Below are 18,561 nucleotides of genomic sequence, written 5' to 3' on the forward strand. Positions count from 1 at the left end.
GATATAAGAGTATGGAACCAATAAGACTGAATACCATCGAAGAGGCGATAGCCGACTTCAAAGAGGGTAATTTCGTAATTGTGGTAGATGATGAAGATCGTGAAAACGAAGGTGATTTCATTATTGCTGCCGAAAAGATTACTCCGGAAAAAGTGAATTTCATGCTGACTCATGGCCGTGGCGTACTTTGTGCTCCTATAACGGAAGAACGCTGTGCCGAGTTGGAACTGGATATGCAGGTGTCATCCAATACTTCAATTTACGAGACTCCCTTTACGGTTACTGTCGATTTACTTGAGGGATGCACGACGGGAGTTTCCATGCACGACCGTGCTATGACTATCCGTGCTTTGGCCGATCCGAAGACAAAACCTTCCGATTTGGGACGTCCGGGGCATGTCAATCCTCTGCGTGCCCGTTCGCGTGGAGTCCTTCGTCGCGCTGGACATACCGAGGCGAGTGTCGATTTGGCTAAACTTGCCGGTTTGTATCCTGCTGCCGCGTTGATTGAAATCATCAATGAAGACGGAACCATGGCTCGTCTGCCCCAATTGGTGGAAGTGGCCCGTCGTTTCGGATTGAAAATAATCTCCATCAAAGACCTGATCGCATACCGTCTTCAGATGGAGTCGATTGTTGATAGAGGAGTGGAAGTGGATATGCCTACGCAGTTCGGACATTTCCGTCTGATACCTTTCCGTCAGAAATCGAACGGGATGGAGCACATTGCATTAATAAAAGGAACGTGGGACAAAGACGAACCGATTCTGGTACGTGTGCACTCTTCGTGTATGACTGGTGATATTTTCGGTTCATGCCGTTGTGAATGTGGTGAGCAGCTTCATAAAGCTATGCAGATGATCGAGGCTGCCGGAAAAGGGGTAATTGTCTATATGAATCAAGAAGGTCGTGGTATTGGTTTGATGAACAAGATTGCCGCTTATAAACTCCAGGAAGAAGGATATGATACGGTAGATGCCAATCTCCATTTGGGTTTTGATGCCGACGAACGTGATTATGGGGTCGGTGCGCAGATTTTGCGTGAGATCGGAGTGAAAAAGATGAAGTTGATGACGAATAATCCGGTGAAACGTATCGGTCTGGAAGCCTATGGGTTAGAGATTACCGAGAACGTGGGAATAGAGGTTAAGCCGAATCCTTATAATGTACGTTATCTGAAGACAAAGAAAGAGCGGATGGGGCACACGCTTCATTTTAATAAGTAAACTGTCTATTTGCTTTCATATATCAAATATTATAGTTTATTTTGCAATCAAATTCACTCAACAACAATAAAATAGATACGAAATGAACCAACTATCAGACCGTTTGAACAGCTTGTCGCCTTCGGCGACTCTTGCTATGTCGCAAAAAAGCGCTGAGCTGAAAGCTCAGGGTGTTGATGTAATTAACCTCAGTGTGGGAGAACCCGACTTCAATACTCCCGATCACATCAAAGAAGCTGCCAAGAAAGCGGTAGATGACAACTTCTCTCGCTACTCTCCGGTTCCGGGCTACCCGGCTTTGCGCAATGCAATCGTAGAGAAACTGAAGAAAGAAAACGGTCTGGAATATACAGCCGCTCAGATTTCTTGTGCAAATGGTGCAAAACAATCTGTATGTAACACCATCATGGTGTTGGTAAATCCGGGTGATGAGGTGATTGTGCCTGCTCCTTACTGGGTAAGCTATCCGGAAATGGTGAAACTGGCCGAAGGTACTCCAGTGATTGTTACTGCCGGTATCGAACAGGATTTCAAAATCACTCCTGCCCAACTGGAAGCTGCCATCACTCCGAAGACCAAAGCTTTGATTCTCTGCTCACCGTCTAATCCGACCGGTTCTGTCTACAGCAAAGAAGAGTTGGCCGGTCTGGCAGCCGTATTGGCTAAGTATCCGCAGGTTATCGTCATTGCCGACGAGATTTATGAGCACATCAATTATATCGGAAAACACCAGAGTATCGCTCAGTTCCCCGAGATGAAAGAACGTACGGTGATTGTAAACGGTGTGTCAAAAGCATATGCGATGACCGGATGGAGAATTGGTTTCATTGCCGGTCCGGAATGGATTGTGAAAGCCTGCAATAAACTTCAGGGACAGTATACTTCGGGTCCTTGCTCAGTTTCTCAGAAGGCTGCTGAGGCTGCTTATACAGGTTCTCAGGCTCCGGTGGAAGAGATGCGTAAGGCTTTCGAACGTCGTCGTAACCTGATTGTGAAGTTGGCGAAAGAAGTTCCGGGATTTGAGGTGAATGTGCCGGAAGGCGCTTTCTACCTGTTCCCTAAATGCAGTTCTTTCTTTGGCAAATCTGTTGGGGATCGTAAGATTGAGAATTCGGATGATCTGGCGATGTATCTGCTTGAGGATGCTCATGTAGCTTGCGTAGGCGGTACTTCGTTCGGTGCTCCGGAATGCATCCGTATGAGCTATGCCACCAGCGATGAAAATATAGTTGAAGCGATCCGTCGCATCAAAGAAGCATTGGCTAAGCTGAAATAAGACTCTGCCAATCAGATAAAGGAGAAGGATGTATCGGTGAAAAGATGCATCCTTCTTTATTTTTAAGAGTATCCGGTTTCAATACCCGGGTAGGGGTAAAAATCAATAAAGGCCGCTTTCCATCAGGAAAGCAGCCTTTATCTTGTTTTGGGGGATTGTATTATTCAGCTGGGTGAATTGCTTCAGAAGGACATACATCTGCGCAAGTACCACAGTCTGTACACTGCTCAGGATCAATTGAATAAATATCACCTTCAGAGATAGCGCCAACCGGACACTCGTCAATACAAGTTCCGCAAGCAATACAATCATCACTAATTACGTAAGCCATTTTGTTTGATATTTTAATTATTAGTACTAATTTGTAGGTACAAAAATAGAGTTTTTAATCATTAGTTGGTATCGATTTTGATTAAAATGTTTTAATTTGTATATCTTCTAAATAAGGAAAACACTATTTTTGCATTGATTATTAAATACGTATGCAATTATGCCTTTAAATTTACCCGATAAGCTTCCTGCGATAGAACTATTGAAAGAGGAGAATATCTTTGTGATAGATAACTCCCGCGCAACACAACAGGACATCCGCCCGCTACGCATTGTCATCCTCAACCTGATGCCGTTGAAGATTACGACAGAAACAGACTTGGTGCGTCTGCTCTCGAACACTCCGCTTCAGGTGGAGATATCTTTTATGAAGATAAAGAGCCACACTTCGAAGAACACGCCGATAGAACACATGAAGACATTTTATACCGACTTCGACAAGATGAGGGACGATAAGTACGACGGTATGATCATTACCGGTGCGCCGGTAGAGCAGATGGATTTCGAGGAGGTGAATTATTGGAACGAAATAACGGAGATATTTGACTGGGCACGTACCCATGTCACCTCTACGCTCTATATATGCTGGGCCGCGCAGGCCGGTCTGTACCATCATTACGGTGTGCCCAAGTATGCACTGGACAAGAAGATGTTCGGCATTTTTAAACATCGCACGTTGCTTCCGTTGCATCCCATCTTCCGCGGGTTCGATGATGAATTTTATGTTCCCCATAGCCGGCATACGGAAGTGCGGAAAGAAGATATACTAAAGGTGCCTGAACTGACATTGCTTTCGGAGTCGGACGATTCGGGAGTGTATATGGTGGTGGCTCGCGGTGGGCGTGAGTTCTTTGTGACGGGGCACTCGGAATATTCGCCGTTGACACTGGATACGGAATACCGCCGGGATGTGTCGAAAGGTCTGCCTATCGAGGTTCCTCGCAATTATTATGTAGATGATGATCCGGACAAGGGGCCGCTGGTGCGTTGGCGCGGACATGCCAACCTGTTGTTCTCCAACTGGCTGAACTATTTCGTCTATCAGGAGACTCCTTATAATATTGAAGATATCAGATGATAAAACAACGTAAGATAGAATTGCTGGCTCCGGCCAAAAACCTGGAATGCGGCATGGCTGCCATCGATCATGGGGCGGATGCCGTATATATCGGTGCGCCGAAGTTCGGTGCCCGTGCGGCAGCGGTCAATTCATTGGAAGATATAGCCGCTTTGGTGGAGTATGCCCATTTGTATAATGTGCGGATTTATGTTACGGTCAATACGATCCTGAAAGATGAAGAACTGAAGGAGACGGAGGAGATGATCCGGGCCCTGTACCGTGTCGGAGTGGATGCGCTTATTGTGCAGGATATGGGAATCGCCGGTCTGGAGTTGCCGCCCATTCCGTTGCATGCGAGCACGCAGATGGATAACCGTACGGCAGAGAAAGTGAGATTTCTGGCCGATGCGGGCTTCCGCCAAGTGGTGTTGGCGCGTGAACTTTCGTTGCGGGAGATCGGCAAGATACACGAGGCTTGTCCCGACGTGCCTCTGGAAATCTTTGTGCACGGAGCGCTCTGTGTAAGTTATAGCGGGCAGTGCTACGTCAGCCAGGCTTGTTTCGGGCGTAGTGCCAACCGGGGTGAGTGTGCCCAGTTCTGTCGTTTGCCGTTCAGCCTGGTCGATTCGAACGACCGGGTGATTGCGAAGGACAAACATCTTCTTTCACTCAAGGATCTCAACCAAAGTGAGGAGCTGGAGGCTCTGCTCGATGCCGGTGCCTCTTCTTTCAAGATAGAAGGCCGGTTGAAGGACGTTTCGTATGTAAAGAACGTGACGGCCGCCTACCGCCAGAAGCTGGATGCCATCCTTGCCCGCCGCAAGGAGTATGTGCGTGCTTCTTCCGGCAGCTGCCGTTACGCTTTCAATCCTCAGCTGGACAAGAGTTTCAGCCGTGGTTTTACGCATTATTTCCTGCACGGGCGCACCAGGGATGTTTTTTCGTTCGACACCCCCAAGTCGCTGGGAGAGGAGATGGGGACGATGAAAGAGGCCAGGGGGAATTATCTGACCGTGGCGGGATTGAAGTCGTTCAATAACGGTGACGGTGTTTGCTACATTGACGAGCAAGGCAAACTGCAAGGTTTCCGCATCAACCGTGTGGAGGGCAATAAGCTCTATCCGCAGGAGATGCCCCGCATCAAGCCCCGAACGGTGTTGTACCGTAACTTCGACCAGGAGTTTGAGAAGATACTCGCCCGCCGGTCGTCCGAACGCAAGATGGCCGTGGCCATCCGGCTGGCGGACACTGCCTTCGGATTCGCCCTGACGCTGACGGATGAGGATGATAATCGTGTGACCCTGTCGCTGCCGCGTGCGAAAGAGCCGGCGCGTACGCCACAGGAAGAGAACCTGAAGACGCAGCTGGCTAAGTTGGGGAACACTCCTTTCGAAGCGGAACGCGTCGACATCGACTTCACGGAGAACTGGTTTCTGCCTGCTTCGGTATTGGCCGATTTCCGCCGGCAGGCGATTGAGAAACTGATTGCCGCCCGCCGTATCAACTACCGGAGAGAGCTGGCGGTGCTTAGGCCTACGACTCATGCTTTTCCGCAGACGACGTTGACCTATCTGGGAAATGTGATGAATGCGCGGGCTGCCTCTTTTTATGCCGGGCATGGCGTGGCAAGCATTGCTCCTGCTTTTGAACAGACGCCTGTGGAGAAGGCGGTGCTGATGTTCTGCAAACATTGCCTGCGCTACAGCATGGGCTGGTGTCCGGTTCATCAACGGGAACGCTCTCCGTATCGTGAACCTTATTATCTGGTATCGACGGACGGCAAACGCTTCCGCCTGGAATTTGACTGCCGGAACTGCCAGATGAAAGTGAGTGCCTTATGAAAATGAAGGGGCTCTGCGCGCGTCTGTGTTATGCTGTGATAGGCTTTTTCCTGCTGGCGGCCTGCCATTATTCACCGCCCGATCTCACTGCCGAGGGGCTGGGGGAGAAAACAAAGGACTCTTTAGCTTATCTTTTCCGGTACCATTATACCTGGAACACGAATCTGGAGGTGCTGGACGACTCCGTCCGGTTGGAATATCTTCCGGTGAAGGATGCCTATGTCAGTCTGAACAAAGGTGACCGGGTGGTCGTGGCAGAGTTCTCCATTCATCCGCAGGACAGCGTGGACAGCGTATGGGTGAAGCTGGCCCACTCGCAGGACGTCCAGGGGTGGGTGCGCAACCGTGATCTGGTGCGCTCCTTCGTGCCCACCGATAGTATTTCGCAGTTTATCCACCTTTTCAGCAATACTCACGCTTCGTATTTCGTCATCATTTTCGCCCTCTTTGTCGGGGCCTATCTGCTCCGTGCTTTCATGAAGAAGCAGTTGCAGATGGTTTACTTCAATGATATCGACAGCGTCTATCCCCTTTTCCTCTGTCTGCTGATGGCGTTCAGTGCTACGGTTTACGAGACGATGCAGGTGTTTGTCCCCGATACCTGGGAGCATTTCTACTTTAATCCCACCCTTTCGCCGTTCAAGGTGCCTTTCATCCTTTCGGTTTTTCTGCTGAGCATCTGGTTGTTTATTGTCGTCACGCTGGCCGTGCTCGACGATTTGTTCCGCCAGCTCACTCCTGCCGCCGCCGTTTTCTATTTGCTGGGGCTGATGTCTTGCTGCATCTTCTGCTACTTCTTCTTCATCCTGACCACGCACATTTATATCGGTTACCTGTTTTTAGCTTGCTTCATCTGGCTTTTTGTGAAGAAGGTGCGTAGGAATTCCGGCTATAAATACCGCTGCGGAAACTGTGGGCAGAAACTCCGGGAGAAGGGGGTATGCCCGCATTGCGGGGCGATCAACGAATAAGATCTTCTCACCACAGAGGACACAGAGGACGCAGAGTTTTAATTCCGCTCGCCTTTGGAGGGTGGAGGACAGAGAAAAGAGAGAGAAAAAAACTACTCTGTGTCCTCTGTGTCCTCTGTGGTGAGAACAGTGAAAACTACGGTGCACCGCAGCCAAAATTACGGTGCACCGCCGTCGGAAAAACGGTGCACCGTTGTTTCCGCCCCCTTCGGGCGTCCTTCCGGAGGCGCAGGCTTCGGCGTCAGAACCGGCAGCGCACGTCTACCCCGAAGTGCACCGGACGGCCTTTTTGCATGAATCCGTTGCCCATTGATTCGAAATAGAACGCGGCATATTCCTTATCCAGTATGTTGCGTACCCAGAATCCTATCTGTCCGTTTCCCTTCTCCAGGCTGACACGTCCGTTCAGGGTTCCGTAGAACGACTGGCTGACGTTGTTCTGCTCCGTCCAGTAGATCCGTCCGACACCGTTGTAGTTCAAGTTCACCTGTACCCGGTCCAGCCAGTGGCGGGGAGCGATGCGGAAGATGTATTGAGCGCCCACGTTGAGCGTGTGTTTGGGGACGAAAGGCACGTAGTTGCCGTTATAGTTCTCTTTTTCTTGCAGGCTGCCGTCCTCCGTTTTCTGGCGGACGACGTAATCGGTGAACGTGGCATACGTATATCCGTAGTTAGCGTTCAGGCTGAGCGCGTCTGTCAGGCTGCTGCGTAGGGCGACTTCGGCGCCATAACTTCGGCTCTTGCCGGCATTGATGGTGATGCGTCCCAGTCCGCTTTCGGCAAACTGCGCTATCTGCTGGTCGCGCGTATCCATATAATAGGCGGCGAGGTCGGCCCAGAGACGGCCTTCCCACAGGGTGAGGTGCGCGCCCGCTTCGTAGTTCCACGAGTATTCGGGCTTATACGTGGTCGATGCCTTCACGTCGATCTTCTCTTCGGGCATCATCTGGCCGATCATCCCGGCGTATTTCTTGAACACGTCGCTTTCCATCATGGCGGTTTTCATCGAGTTCTTCAGTTCGCTCTGCACCAGGTCGGAGAACATCTGCACGTTGTATCCTCCCGAACGATAGCCGCGTGAAACCGTGGCATAGACGCTGTTCCCTTTCTGCCATTCATATTGCAGGGCGAATTTGGGGAGCAATTGCAGGTAATCGTTCTTCAGCTTGCCTTTGAAGGATGCCGGGGCCTTCATGTGCTGGTCCTTCAGGTTCAGCATGGGCGGCATGCTGATGCTGAAATCAAAGTCCATCGGGTCGCTGACGGAGTTGTACGTCATCGATATCTTTTCATAGTCCAGGCGCAGGCCGGCGGTAAAGGAGAGCCCTTCGGTGAAGAGGTTGTTGAATGTAGACTGGTGGTAGATCGCTCCGCTCAGTATCGGAGTGTCAAAGTTGCCGCTGACGCGGAGTGTCGGGTTGTTCACCGTCAGCGCCATCCGGGGGGCTTTGGGGCCTAAGTTGGCGAAGGCCTTGTTGGCGCCTCCCTCTATCACCTCTTTTACCCCGTCTTCTTTAAATATCACCGGTCCGTCCGTGTTCAGCCACTGATAGAAACCGAAGGCGCCCGTAGTCCATTGCCAGTTGCTTCCCGGTTTCGATTTCAGCATCACTTCCTCCGAGAGGGTGTTCAGCTTCTGCTTCTGAATCAGGTTGAACAGGTTCTTCTCCGTGAAGTCCTGGTCGAGAAACATGCGGTCGTTCAGGTTCTGGAATCCGGTTACGGCGCTCAGGATGAACTTCTGCGCCTGGTATTCTATGTTGACTCCCGCATTCAGCAGCCCGCGGCGGTAGGTGCTCTCGTCGTTGTACGAGATCTTGCCGATTCGTTCTTTTCGCGGATCGTCCTCTCTTTCCGCCGGGTCCACTCTTCCTGTGTAGAAGTACGGATATCCCCCTTCGTGGCTGTACTCGTAGCTGATGTTCAGGTCCAGTTTCAGGTTCTCGCCGGGCAGGTAAATGCCGCGGAACCGTCCGCCTGCTGCCTGACTCTTGTCTATTCTTTTGTTAAGGTAGGTATTCTTGAAAAATCCGCCGCCGTATTCGTAGAATCCGCCCGTTGAAAAAGCGAATTGATCCGATACACGATGGTAGTGGGTCACCGAAGCGTTGTAATTGTTGTAACTTCCGGCACCCAGACGGAGGTCGGTGCCCTGATAGCTGAAAGGCGATTTTGTGTGCACCTTGATCAGTCCGCCCATGGTGTTGCGCCCGTAGAGGGTCCCCTGAGGACCGCGCAGCACGTCGATGCGTTCGATGTCGGCGTAGTTGAAGTCGAACGCCGATTTGTCGATATAAGGTACGTTGTCCACATACAACCCCACGGAAGGCGTGTTGATGCGTGAGCCGATTCCGCGGATATAGATGGCGGAAGTCAGCTTGGAACCATAGTCCGGTATGAAGATATTCGGCACAAGGGCAGTCAGGCTTTTGATGGAATTTACCTGGTTGGCCTGCATATCCTGCTGCGAGAGCATGGTGACTGCGGTCGGCAGTTCCCGTAGTTTGCGGTTTTCTTTCGGAGCGGCGATGACTACGATTTCTTCTACGTCTATCACCTTCAGTGTGTCCTTCGGCAGCTCCCCGGCCCATGTTCCGCTGGCCGAAAAGAGGGCAAGAGCAATAAGAATGCTGTTTTTCTTCATTTACTGTATCTTTTCATTGATTCGTTTGCAAAGATGCAGCAAAAAATGTTAAACGGCAATCCTCATTTATTAGGATATATCGGATTCACCACTGATTCACCACAGAGGACACAGAGGGCACAGAGTAAGCTATATGGTGAATATAGGGTAGTGCATATAGGGTACACAGAGCGGACAAGGCGGACAGCGCCCACAGCGCAATCGATAACTCAAAATATCCTCTGTGCCCTCTGTGCCCTCTGTGTCCTCTGTGGTGAATTCCCGGTTTATATCCTGTCCGCCTCCACGTATCCGTTCATCACCGCGTAGATGGTCAGTCCGGAGACCGACTTGATGCCTAACTTCTCGGTGATGTTCTTCCGGTGTGTGATCACCGTAGTCAGGCTGATATTCAGCTTGTCGGCGATTTCTTTGTTGATCAGCCCTTTGGTGATCAGCACCAGCACCTCGATCTCGCGTGCCGAAAGCTCGTGTCCGGTGGCGGCAGGCGGGGCAGGAGGCATGTCCTTCACCGGATAACCGTCGTGGTGCGCGTGCTGGTGGAGTTTCAGGATGTCCTTCACCAACCCCTCTTCCGTCTGGTAGATGTTGAGTATCGGGACGCCCGAAAGCTGGAATTGGTGACTGTCTCCCGCCAGTACGATGGTTTTCCGTTTCCGGGGGAGGAAGAAAGCATTATGCTCCACATATATCTGTGCGGAGATAAAGTAATGAGCGTACATGTCCGGCGTGTCGTCCATCAGTTCGCCGAAACCGGGAAACGTGCGGATGACTGCCATGGGGATCATCCTCTCCAGGATTGTTTTCAGTCCCAGGCTGGTGAGGGTGTTCGCCTCTACGATGGCTATTTCGGGTTGGTGATTCATCATAAGTCCTATTGATTCATAAATTGTGCTACTGCTTCTGCGCATCGTTCTCCATCGATTCCTGCCGAGACGATGCCCCCCGCATAACCGGCCCCCTCACCGCACGGGAAGAGTCCGCGCAGGGTGATGTGCTGCAATGTATCCTTGTCCCGCACGATGCGTACCGGCGATGAAGTCCGTGTCTCTACGCCTATCATCACCGCCTCGTTGGTGAGGAATCCGTGGCTGCTGCGTCCGAACTGCTGGAAACCCTGTGACAGCCGGCCGGTGATGAACTCCGGCATCCAGAAGTGCAGCGGAGAAGAGATAAGCCCCGGGCTGTACGACGATTCCGGTAAGTCGTAACTCAGCTTCCTGCGTGTGAAGTCTGCCATGCGCTGGGCGGGAGCCGTCTGTCGTCTGCCTCCTTGCAGCCAGCACTGGCGCTCCAGCTCTTCCTGAAAGCGCAGCACCGCCAGCTCGGGATGGCTCCCTTCTGCTTCATCGTTCATCGTTAACCGTTCGTCGTTCATGATGTCTTCCGGCTGTATCTCCACCACCATCCCCGAGTTGCTCCACCGGGAGCCACGGTTGGAGGGCGACATTCCATTGACCACCACCTGCTCCGGCCCGCTGGCGGCAGGTACGATAAATCCTCCCGGACACATGCAGAAGCTGTATACCCCCCGGCCTTCCACCTGTGTGACGAAACTGTATTCGGCTGCCGGCAGGTATTTCCCTCTCCCGTTCCGGTTGTGGTATTGGATCTGGTCTATCAGTCCTGCCGGATGTTCCAGGCGTACCCCGACGGCAATGCCTTTCGCCTCGATGGGCACCTTGTTGGCCGCCAGCCATCGGTATACATCCCGTGCCGAGTGCCCTGTCGCCAGAATGACAGGTCCGAGGAATGTCTTGCCCGTCTGGGTTTCAATGCCTTTCACCTCCCCCTTCTCGATGATCAGTGCGTCCATCCGGGTTTCGAAATGCACCTCACCGCCACATTCGATAATCGTATGACGCATGTTCTCTATCACCCGTGGCAGTTTATCCGTACCGATGTGCGGATGGGCGTCCACCAGGATGGCGGTGGAAGCCCCGTGCTGGCAAAATACGTTCAGTATCTTGTCCACGTTTCCCCGCTTTTTGCTCCGGGTATATAGTTTCCCGTCCGAGTAAGCGCCTGCTCCCCCTTCACCGAAACTATAGTTCGACTCCGGGTCTACCCGGTGCTCCCGGCTGATTTGTGCCAGGTCCTTCTTGCGCTCGCGTACATCTTTGCCACGCTCTACGACGACGGGACGCAGCCCCAGTTCTATCAGTCGCAGTGCGGCAAACAATCCGCCGGGTCCGGCGCCCACAACAATTACCTGTGGCTTGTTTTCCACCTTATTATATATAGTACGTTCGTATTCATCATCCGTCGGCATTTCATTGAGGTATACCCGCACTTTCAGGTTGACGAAGATGGTGCGTTGCCGGGCGTCTATGCTCCGTTTCAGTATGCGGAGAGAGATTACATCACGCAGGTTCAGCCCTTTCTCCTGAGAAAGGTATGTCTTGAGTTGCTGCTCGTTGGCGGCAATTTCAGGGAGGATTCGTAGTTGGTATTCTTGTATCATAGGTTCACCACAGAGGACGCAGAGGTCACAGAGTTTAATTAGTTTATAATATGAAACGTTTGATGCCGTATTTGAGGCTTGCAACGTTGAAGTTTAATAATAGTCCGTACTTAATATTACTCAATTTCATATAAGTCAGGATTTGGGCAGAATGTACCGGAAGTAGCGCTTCCACGCTTTTTAGCTCTATAATAAGCCGGTCGTCAATTAGTAAGTCCAGCCGATAGTCGGTATCCAGTTTACTACCTTTATATATGATAGGCAATTTCTTTTGTCTTTCCACTTTTATGCCAGCTTCGATAATTTCGTGGAATAAGCATGTCTCATAAGTACTTTCTAATAATCCCGCTCCCAGTTGCGTATGTACTTCGAAAGCTAATCCCAGAACCTTGCTGGTAAGTATATTAATCTCTTCCATTCCTATGTCTTTCTATTTTTTTAACTCCGTGTCCTCTGTGTCCTCTGTGGTGAACTCATCCGAAGAGTCCCCGGAACGCCTCTTCCACCTTTCTCACCGGCACCAGTTCTATCTTCAGCTTCTTCATGTCGATTCCCTGCATATTATACTTAGGCAGGATAAACCGTTTGAATCCAAGCTTCTCGGCTTCACCGATACGTTGTTCGATCCGGTTCACCGGACGGATTTCACCGGACAACCCGATTTCACCTGCCATACATACTTCCGGTTCGATGGCGGCATCCATATTGGATGAAAGGATGGCACTGATAACAGCCAGGTCGATGGCAGGGTCGTTCACCTTCAGCCCCCCGGCAATATTTAGAAAGACATCTTTCTGTGCTAACTTGAAGCCGACACGTTTCTCGAGCACAGCCAGCAGCATGTTCATGCGGCGGATATCGAATCCGGTTGCCGAACGTTGCGGATTGCCGTAAACGGCGGAACTGACAAGTGCCTGTGTTTCTATCAGGAACGGCCTGACTCCTTCGATGGCAGATGCGATGGCTACCCCGCTCATGCCTTCGTGATCTTGCGATAGCAACAGCTCCGATGGGTTGCTGACCTGGCGAAGCCCGTCTTGCCGCATCTCGTAAATACCCAGTTCGGCCGTACTGCCAAAGCGGTTCTTGATGCTGCGCAGGATACGGTACATATAATGCTGGTCCCCCTCAAACTGGAGCACGGTGTCTACGATGTGTTCCAGTACCTTCGGACCGGCAATGCTGCCTTCTTTGTTGATATGCCCGATCAGTAATACCGGAGTATGCGTCTCTTTGGCAAAACGGAGAATGGAGGCCGAGCACTCCCGCACTTGCGCGATACTTCCCGGCGAAGACTCGATGCTTTCGGTGGATATGGTCTGTATGGAGTCGATGATTACCAGGTCCGGACGTGTATTCTTAATGTGCACATAGATCTGCTCCAACGACGTTTCGCACACAATCAGGCAGTCGCTCGACGTTTGTGTCAGTCGGTCTGCGCGGAGCTTCAGTTGCCTTGCACTCTCTTCTCCGGAGATGTAGAGTATCCTGCGTTCGGGCATGTGGAGCACGGTTTGAAGTACCAGAGTCGATTTTCCGATACCCGGTTCGCCACCGATCAGCACCAGTGATCCCGGCACCAGTCCGCCGCCCAGTACCCGGTTCAACTCCTCGTCGTGCATGTCGATGCGGGGTTCCTCGTCCGCTTCGATCTCGTTCAGGGTGACAGGTTTGGCTTTAGGCGATTCGATGCCCGATACCGGACGTTTATTCGGAACCTCCTTGCGTACGATTTCTTCTACATAAGTATTCCACTCGCCACACGAAGGACACTTGCCCACCCATTTGGGTGATTCCTGTCCGCAGTTACTGCATACATAAACGGTTTTCTCTTTTGCCATTGATCTCTTGATAAATAGGTCTCAAAGTTACGCATTTCGTCTTTTTCTGCCAAACAGAATATAGCTTTTGACTTTTGAATGCCGGGAAGCCGTTATTCTTTTGGATACAGCATCTGGCCGATTGTCAGCGAAATGAACGGATTGCTGACTCAATGTCGCCTATTGGCCGGCTTCGCTGACAAGCTTTGTGCGATAAGATTGCATTCCGGAAATGGAACTTGAATAAATATTCCCAAATAACTGCATATTCCGCATTTCCGTCGTTAGTTTATTCGGTTTTAGGGCTTCAGGTTATTAACTTTGTTGCGGTAAGATGCTAATTTCATAGCGGCAGGATGTTAACTTCGTGACGGCACAATGTTAACTTCGTGCAAGTAGAGTGTCAACTTCCTGCCGGCAGAGGCTTCGTTTCCTGAAAAGAGAGCCTCTGCCGGGGAGAGATTGTACTTCTTGTAGCGCTGGTTGGTTATGGATCTTGATCGGGCTGAAGCTGTTGAAAAGATGGTATTTGGTAACTATATCCGTCTGAATCGGGCAGAAAAGGTTTCTTTACTTTCTTCTTGTTTGAGAAAAACGTGTTTCAGTATCAATCTGATTGTGTCTTAAACGAAATGACGGCGTTTTTTGAACCATTCTTTATCCTGTGCCCGGAATAATGGATTCTGAGCTCTTAGGAATATCGTTTTGACAAAAAGATAATTGCTTCTTTTATTGCCGGCGGATCTGTTTGGATACTGTGTGCTGTTATTTTATTCTGTAGGTTTTGAGTAAATTCGATTGGTAAATATTATCTTTGTTTGGATAATTATAAAAGCATGACACTATGACGATTGCAGTTGATTTTGACGGAACGATAGTGACGGACCGCTATCCCGGCATTGGTAATGAGATTCCTTTTGCGGTGGAAACCTTGAAGCTGTTGCAACAAGAGCACCACAGACTTATTTTATGGAGTGTGCGCGAAGGCAAACTACTGGACGAGGCCGTGGCATGGTGCAAAGAAAGAGGGGTGGAGTTTTATGCCGTTAACAAGGAGTACCCCGAACAAAAACTTCAGGATGACGGATTCTCCAGGAAACTGAAAGCCGATCTCTTTATTGACGACCGTAATGTGGGAGGACTGCTCGATTGGGGTATTGTATACCGGATGATAAAAGAACACAAAACGTACCGGGACATTTATGCTTCAGGAGATGATGTATTGAAAAAGAAAAAGAGAGGGTGGTTTTAAGAGAATGCCGTTTGTGCAGAGTTTACGTCTGCCGTTATAACAGCATTCTCTTTTGAAAAGATGAAATGAAAAGTTGGTATTATTGATGATACGTTTAATGGGTATGTCCATATCCGTAACCGTATCCGTATCCGTATTTCTTCTCTGACAGATTACCACCGTTTACAATCAGTGAAATGTGGTTTAACCGTCCTGTACGTTCCGTATTCACAATCTCAGGCAATACATTCTTGTAGGTATAATTTATGCGACAAACGTATAGTGTGAAATCCGTCACTTTGCTTAAGCTCAGCGTATCACTGGCTAAGCCGGTAGGTGCTGAGTCTACAATGATATAGTCGAAGTGCTTCCGGAAGTAAGTAAAGGCATCCTTCAGCCTTTCCCTTTCCAACAGTTCTGCCGGATTGGGAGGGACAGGACCCGATGGAACCACGGATAACAGTTCGTGCACCCCCGATGGATAAATGATACTTTCCGGTTTTACCTCGTTTCCGGCAAGGAAATTCGTTATTCCTTGCCGGTTCTGAATATGAAAATGCTCTGCTAACCGGGGGCGTCTGATGTCTAAACCGACAATGAGTACCCGGCATCCGAGAAAAGCAAAGGAAAGGGCTAAGTTGATACTGATGAAGCTCTTGCCCTCTCCGCTGGTGGACGAGGTAATGAGTATGCACTTCTCGTCTCCTTTTTCCGTCAAGAAACGCAGGTTGCTTCGCAGTCGGCGGAAAGACTCTTCCATAAGCCCGTTCTTGCCTTCGGTCACACCGATTTGTTCTTTATCGAGGGGAATCGTCCCTACTATGGGAAGTTGTATGGCTTCTACCTCGGATATTGATGAAATCTTGGTACGGAACATGTCTTTGAACAGAATCAGTGCTATGGTCATGATGCAAGCCATAAACAAACTTCCTGCATAAATCATCGGACTCTTGGGCGCAATGGGAGCATCGGCGGTTAACGGTGCGTCGATCACCCTTGCTTTATTTATGGTTGCCGCCAAAGAGATGGTGGCCTGTTCGCGCCGTTCCAATAGCATCAGATACAGGTTAGCTTTGATCTGCTGTTGGCGGTCTATGTTATTGAACTCTCTCTCCTGTTTGGGCATGTTGCCAATACGTGAATTGAAATAGTTCGTCTTGCGTATGATATCCTTGCGGGCAATCTCGAGTCCCTCTTTGACTCCCGTGACAGATGACAAGATGTTTTTTCGCAAAGCCGTGATGTTTATATTTTGGTTTACAATGGTAGGATTGTCCGGCTTCATGGTATTCAACAGGCGTTCACGTTCCAGTAGTTCCTTATTGTATTCGTTAATCAGACGCATCAATTCCATGTCCGAAATCCCGGTATTTACCGGCAATAGGGAGAAGTGATACTGTTCATCTTTCAGATAATCGTAGATGTAGGTGGTCATGTTCAATTGGGTTTCCACTTCCAGTAGTTTCTTTTCGTATTCGTTGTTGGTGTTCAAGTCGAGATCCATGTTCGTTTTGAGATCGATCAGTCTTTCCTTTTCTTTATACTGTTCCAGATGTTTTTCTACAAATCCCAATTCACGGCTGATGCTGTCCAGCCTTTCCTCCAGAAAGATCAATGTATTTCCTGTTACCTTATTCTTGTCGTTCATGGCATCGCGGTTGTAGACTTCTATTAGTTTGATAAGAAATGCTTCTGCCCGCTTCTTATCTGTATCCTTGAAAGTGAGGCTGATGATGGATGTCTTTTTCGAAGTTGTGGCAACGGTCAGCTTTTGCAAGTAATGGTTTACTGCGTCTGTCGGCCGGCAGATATTTACCTTGACGGTCCGGTCGAAAGTTCTATTGGGAAGTAACTCCAAGGTACATAATCCTGCCAGAGTCTTTATGGTTGCGGGAAAGGTGGTGAAAGATTCTGTCAGGCAAATGTCATGCAGGGCACTCCGCGCTTCATAATGATCGCCCATTTTCTCTATTTGTATCAGCAGTGCCTCCTGTAAAGTATCCATTGCGGCTTTCTCCAACGTCACGCTGATGGGAGGGGTGGTGGTCTCCGTATATCCGAGTCCTTCCTTTATTCTATAGCTCGTGTGCATATTCAGTTCGTTGATGACTTGCAATAATATGGATCTTGAACGCAATATTTCCAGTTCGTCTTCTATCTGAGTATTTGTTGCCGCCATATTGGACGGAGATACTTGGTTAAACAGATCGTTGATTGCTTTGTCGCTTCCTTCAGAATCTTTGATCACTACCGAGGCTGAAGCCTGGTATACCGGTGTGGTGATGTGTACATAGATATATGCGCCTGTCAGTGCGACAGCGATTGCTATCAGGAACCACCTCCAGTGTACTATGATTTTATAGAATAGTTCGATTAAGTCTATTTCCTGTTCTTGTTGTTTCTGTTCGTTTTCCATGGGGCGTAATTTGTTTTGTTATCTTAATATGGTCACAATCAGTCCGGCCATTGATATTAATATAGATGTGATAGAAATCAGCAGATTGGTGGAAGAACCGATATTGGCTCCCTGTGTTTTGGCTTTATTGGGTTCCACATATACAATGTCGTTCTGATGCAGATAAAAATCGGAAGAGTGGATGACGTTTACATCATTGAGGTTGACGGTGATTAATCGTTGCCGGTTGTTTTCTTTGCGGATGATGCGTACGTTGTTTCGTTTGCCATAGATGGTAAGGTCACCTGCCATTGCTATTGCTTCAAGAAGATTCACCTGTTCATTGTTTACCGTATATATGCCGGGATGGTTTACTTCTCCGATTACGGAGATTTTATAATTCACCAGGCGCACCGTAACAATGGGCTGTTCTTTCAGATAGCGTTTCAGCTTCTCGGCGATCATATCCGAAATCTCCTGGGTTGTCATTCTCTCTACTTTTAACTCTCCAAGTACGGGTAAGGTAATCCTTCCCTCACTGTTCACCAGATAGTTTTGCAGGATCGGTTGGCTCGTCGAGTTGGTGGTATTAAGTTCGTTTTGTGAGGTGGGTACTATTAAATTGAAAGGGAGGGCCGCTTCCGGTTCGGAGCAGCTAATGGAAATCGTAAGCAAATCTTTCGGCATGATACGGGCATTGAACTCTACAGGAGCATTGTTCTGCTCCGTACCTAACTGCTGTAAATAAGCTACTCGTTTGCTTGAGGAACACGATGTGCAGAGAATGCACCAAAATAACGCTGTCCATACGGTTTCTTTCATCATTGTATATCGCTGCCCGTCATTCCCCGAACCGGCGTTTGAGTAAATAAAAAAAGCGTGGGAACTGTTGCTGTTATCTGTCAAAGAGGCATCGCCAAACGCCTGAGTATAGATAATAAAGACAACAGCCCACGCCCAACTATATACTATTGAAGGATATACATTGAGCATGAGCGTTTTGTTGCCTATTATTCTTATACTCCTCTGAAATTGGCGATTTCCTTTGACAAGAATAATATGGTAAACGCTTCTAACTACTTAAATATGTTTAGTTTAAAAGATACATCAACGCTCTTTAAACTGAGTGCAAAAATAATCAATAATTTATAAAAGGCAATAATATTGATTCTTTATTTCATCATAAGTCCGGTTTAACTTTTTTCTTTTATGGAATTTGCCATAAACAGGAGGCGATAGAAAGAAGGAAGCGGTTCCCGGTAAGATGGAAAGAGGACGGCATGGAGCTTGCTATTCTACATTT

14 protein-coding genes are annotated in these 18,561 nt (G+C 49.2%); 6 read left to right on the forward strand and 8 right to left on the reverse strand.

Annotated features, from left to right (window positions below; translation table 11 throughout):
* Positions 1-11 precede the first annotated feature (11 nt).
* Together DBK98_RS07160 and DBK98_RS07165 are read left to right on the forward strand one after the other, a co-directional pair.
* Positions 12-1,226: a bifunctional 3,4-dihydroxy-2-butanone-4-phosphate synthase/GTP cyclohydrolase II gene (locus DBK98_RS07160; RefSeq protein WP_005778652.1), complete on the forward strand. Its 1,215-nt coding sequence runs from the start codon at positions 12-14 to the stop codon at positions 1,224-1,226.
* Between the two features lie 82 nt (positions 1,227-1,308).
* Positions 1,309-2,502 (forward strand): pyridoxal phosphate-dependent aminotransferase, encoded by a 1,194-nt coding sequence (locus DBK98_RS07165; RefSeq protein ID WP_005823072.1) that lies wholly within the window; start codon positions 1,309-1,311, stop codon positions 2,500-2,502.
* A 160-nt stretch (positions 2,503-2,662) separates the two neighbouring features.
* On the opposite strand, the gene DBK98_RS07170 is transcribed toward DBK98_RS07165, so the two are convergent.
* On the reverse strand, positions 2,663-2,833 hold the full coding sequence (locus tag DBK98_RS07170; RefSeq protein WP_005810660.1) for a DUF362 domain-containing protein: 171 nt from the start codon (positions 2,831-2,833) through the stop codon (positions 2,663-2,665).
* 159 nt (positions 2,834-2,992) lie between these two features.
* Between DBK98_RS07170 and metA the strand changes: the two genes are divergently transcribed.
* From metA to DBK98_RS07185, 3 genes are read left to right on the forward strand one after another with little or no spacing between them, the layout of a single operon-like run.
* Positions 2,993-3,910 carry a homoserine O-succinyltransferase gene (gene metA / locus DBK98_RS07175; RefSeq protein ID WP_005810659.1) on the forward strand — a complete coding sequence of 306 codons (918 nt, stop codon included), beginning with the start codon at positions 2,993-2,995 and terminating at the stop codon, positions 3,908-3,910.
* Positions 3,907-5,733: a U32 family peptidase gene (locus tag DBK98_RS07180; RefSeq protein ID WP_032536845.1), complete on the forward strand. Its 1,827-nt coding sequence runs from the start codon at positions 3,907-3,909 to the stop codon at positions 5,731-5,733. Before metA ends, DBK98_RS07180 begins: the two co-directional genes overlap by 4 nt.
* Positions 5,730-6,704, forward strand: coding sequence for a zinc ribbon domain-containing protein (locus DBK98_RS07185; protein WP_022011547.1), 975 nt, complete (start codon positions 5,730-5,732; stop codon positions 6,702-6,704). The genes DBK98_RS07180 and DBK98_RS07185 overlap by 4 nt, the downstream gene beginning before the upstream one ends.
* A gap of 241 nt (positions 6,705-6,945) precedes the next feature.
* Here DBK98_RS07185 and DBK98_RS07190 read toward each other — a convergent pair whose 3' ends face one another.
* From DBK98_RS07190 to radA, 5 genes are all read right to left on the reverse strand, one after another.
* Positions 6,946-9,348 (reverse strand): TonB-dependent receptor, encoded by a 2,403-nt coding sequence (locus DBK98_RS07190; RefSeq protein ID WP_032536846.1) that lies wholly within the window; start codon positions 9,346-9,348, stop codon positions 6,946-6,948.
* 266 nt (positions 9,349-9,614) lie between these two features.
* Entirely contained in the window at positions 9,615-10,214 is a 600-nt protein-coding gene (locus DBK98_RS07195; protein WP_032531771.1) for a response regulator transcription factor, read from the reverse strand.
* Positions 10,215-10,222: 8 nt separating this feature from the next.
* On the reverse strand, positions 10,223-11,812 hold the full coding sequence (locus DBK98_RS07200) for an NAD(P)/FAD-dependent oxidoreductase (RefSeq protein ID WP_032536847.1): 1,590 nt from the start codon (positions 11,810-11,812) through the stop codon (positions 10,223-10,225).
* A gap of 43 nt (positions 11,813-11,855) precedes the next feature.
* A complete protein-coding gene (locus tag DBK98_RS07205; RefSeq protein WP_005778635.1) occupies positions 11,856-12,230 on the reverse strand; it encodes a GxxExxY protein in 375 nt (124 codons plus the stop codon).
* 55 nt (positions 12,231-12,285) lie between these two features.
* Complete coding sequence (gene radA, locus DBK98_RS07210; protein WP_005810649.1) at positions 12,286-13,653, reverse strand: DNA repair protein RadA; 1,368 nt, start codon at positions 13,651-13,653, stop codon at positions 12,286-12,288.
* Positions 13,654-14,476: 823 nt separating this feature from the next.
* On the opposite strand from radA, the gene DBK98_RS07215 reads away from it, so the two are divergent.
* Positions 14,477-14,884 (forward strand): BT0820 family HAD-type phosphatase, encoded by a 408-nt coding sequence (locus tag DBK98_RS07215; RefSeq protein ID WP_005778632.1) that lies wholly within the window; start codon positions 14,477-14,479, stop codon positions 14,882-14,884.
* A gap of 94 nt (positions 14,885-14,978) precedes the next feature.
* Here the strand turns inward: DBK98_RS07215 and DBK98_RS07220 are convergent, their stop codons facing one another.
* Complete coding sequence (locus DBK98_RS07220) at positions 14,979-17,279, reverse strand: tyrosine-protein kinase (protein WP_032536848.1); 2,301 nt, start codon at positions 17,277-17,279, stop codon at positions 14,979-14,981.
* A gap of 18 nt (positions 17,280-17,297) precedes the next feature.
* Positions 17,298-18,251, reverse strand: a complete 954-nt coding sequence (locus DBK98_RS07225; protein WP_080546242.1) for a polysaccharide biosynthesis/export family protein — start codon at positions 18,249-18,251, stop codon at positions 17,298-17,300.
* Between the last annotated feature and the right edge of the window lie 310 nt (positions 18,252-18,561).

Source organism: Bacteroides sp. PHL 2737 (genome assembly GCF_004115325.2).
Lineage (GTDB): Bacteria > Bacteroidota > Bacteroidia > Bacteroidales > Bacteroidaceae > Bacteroides > Bacteroides hominis.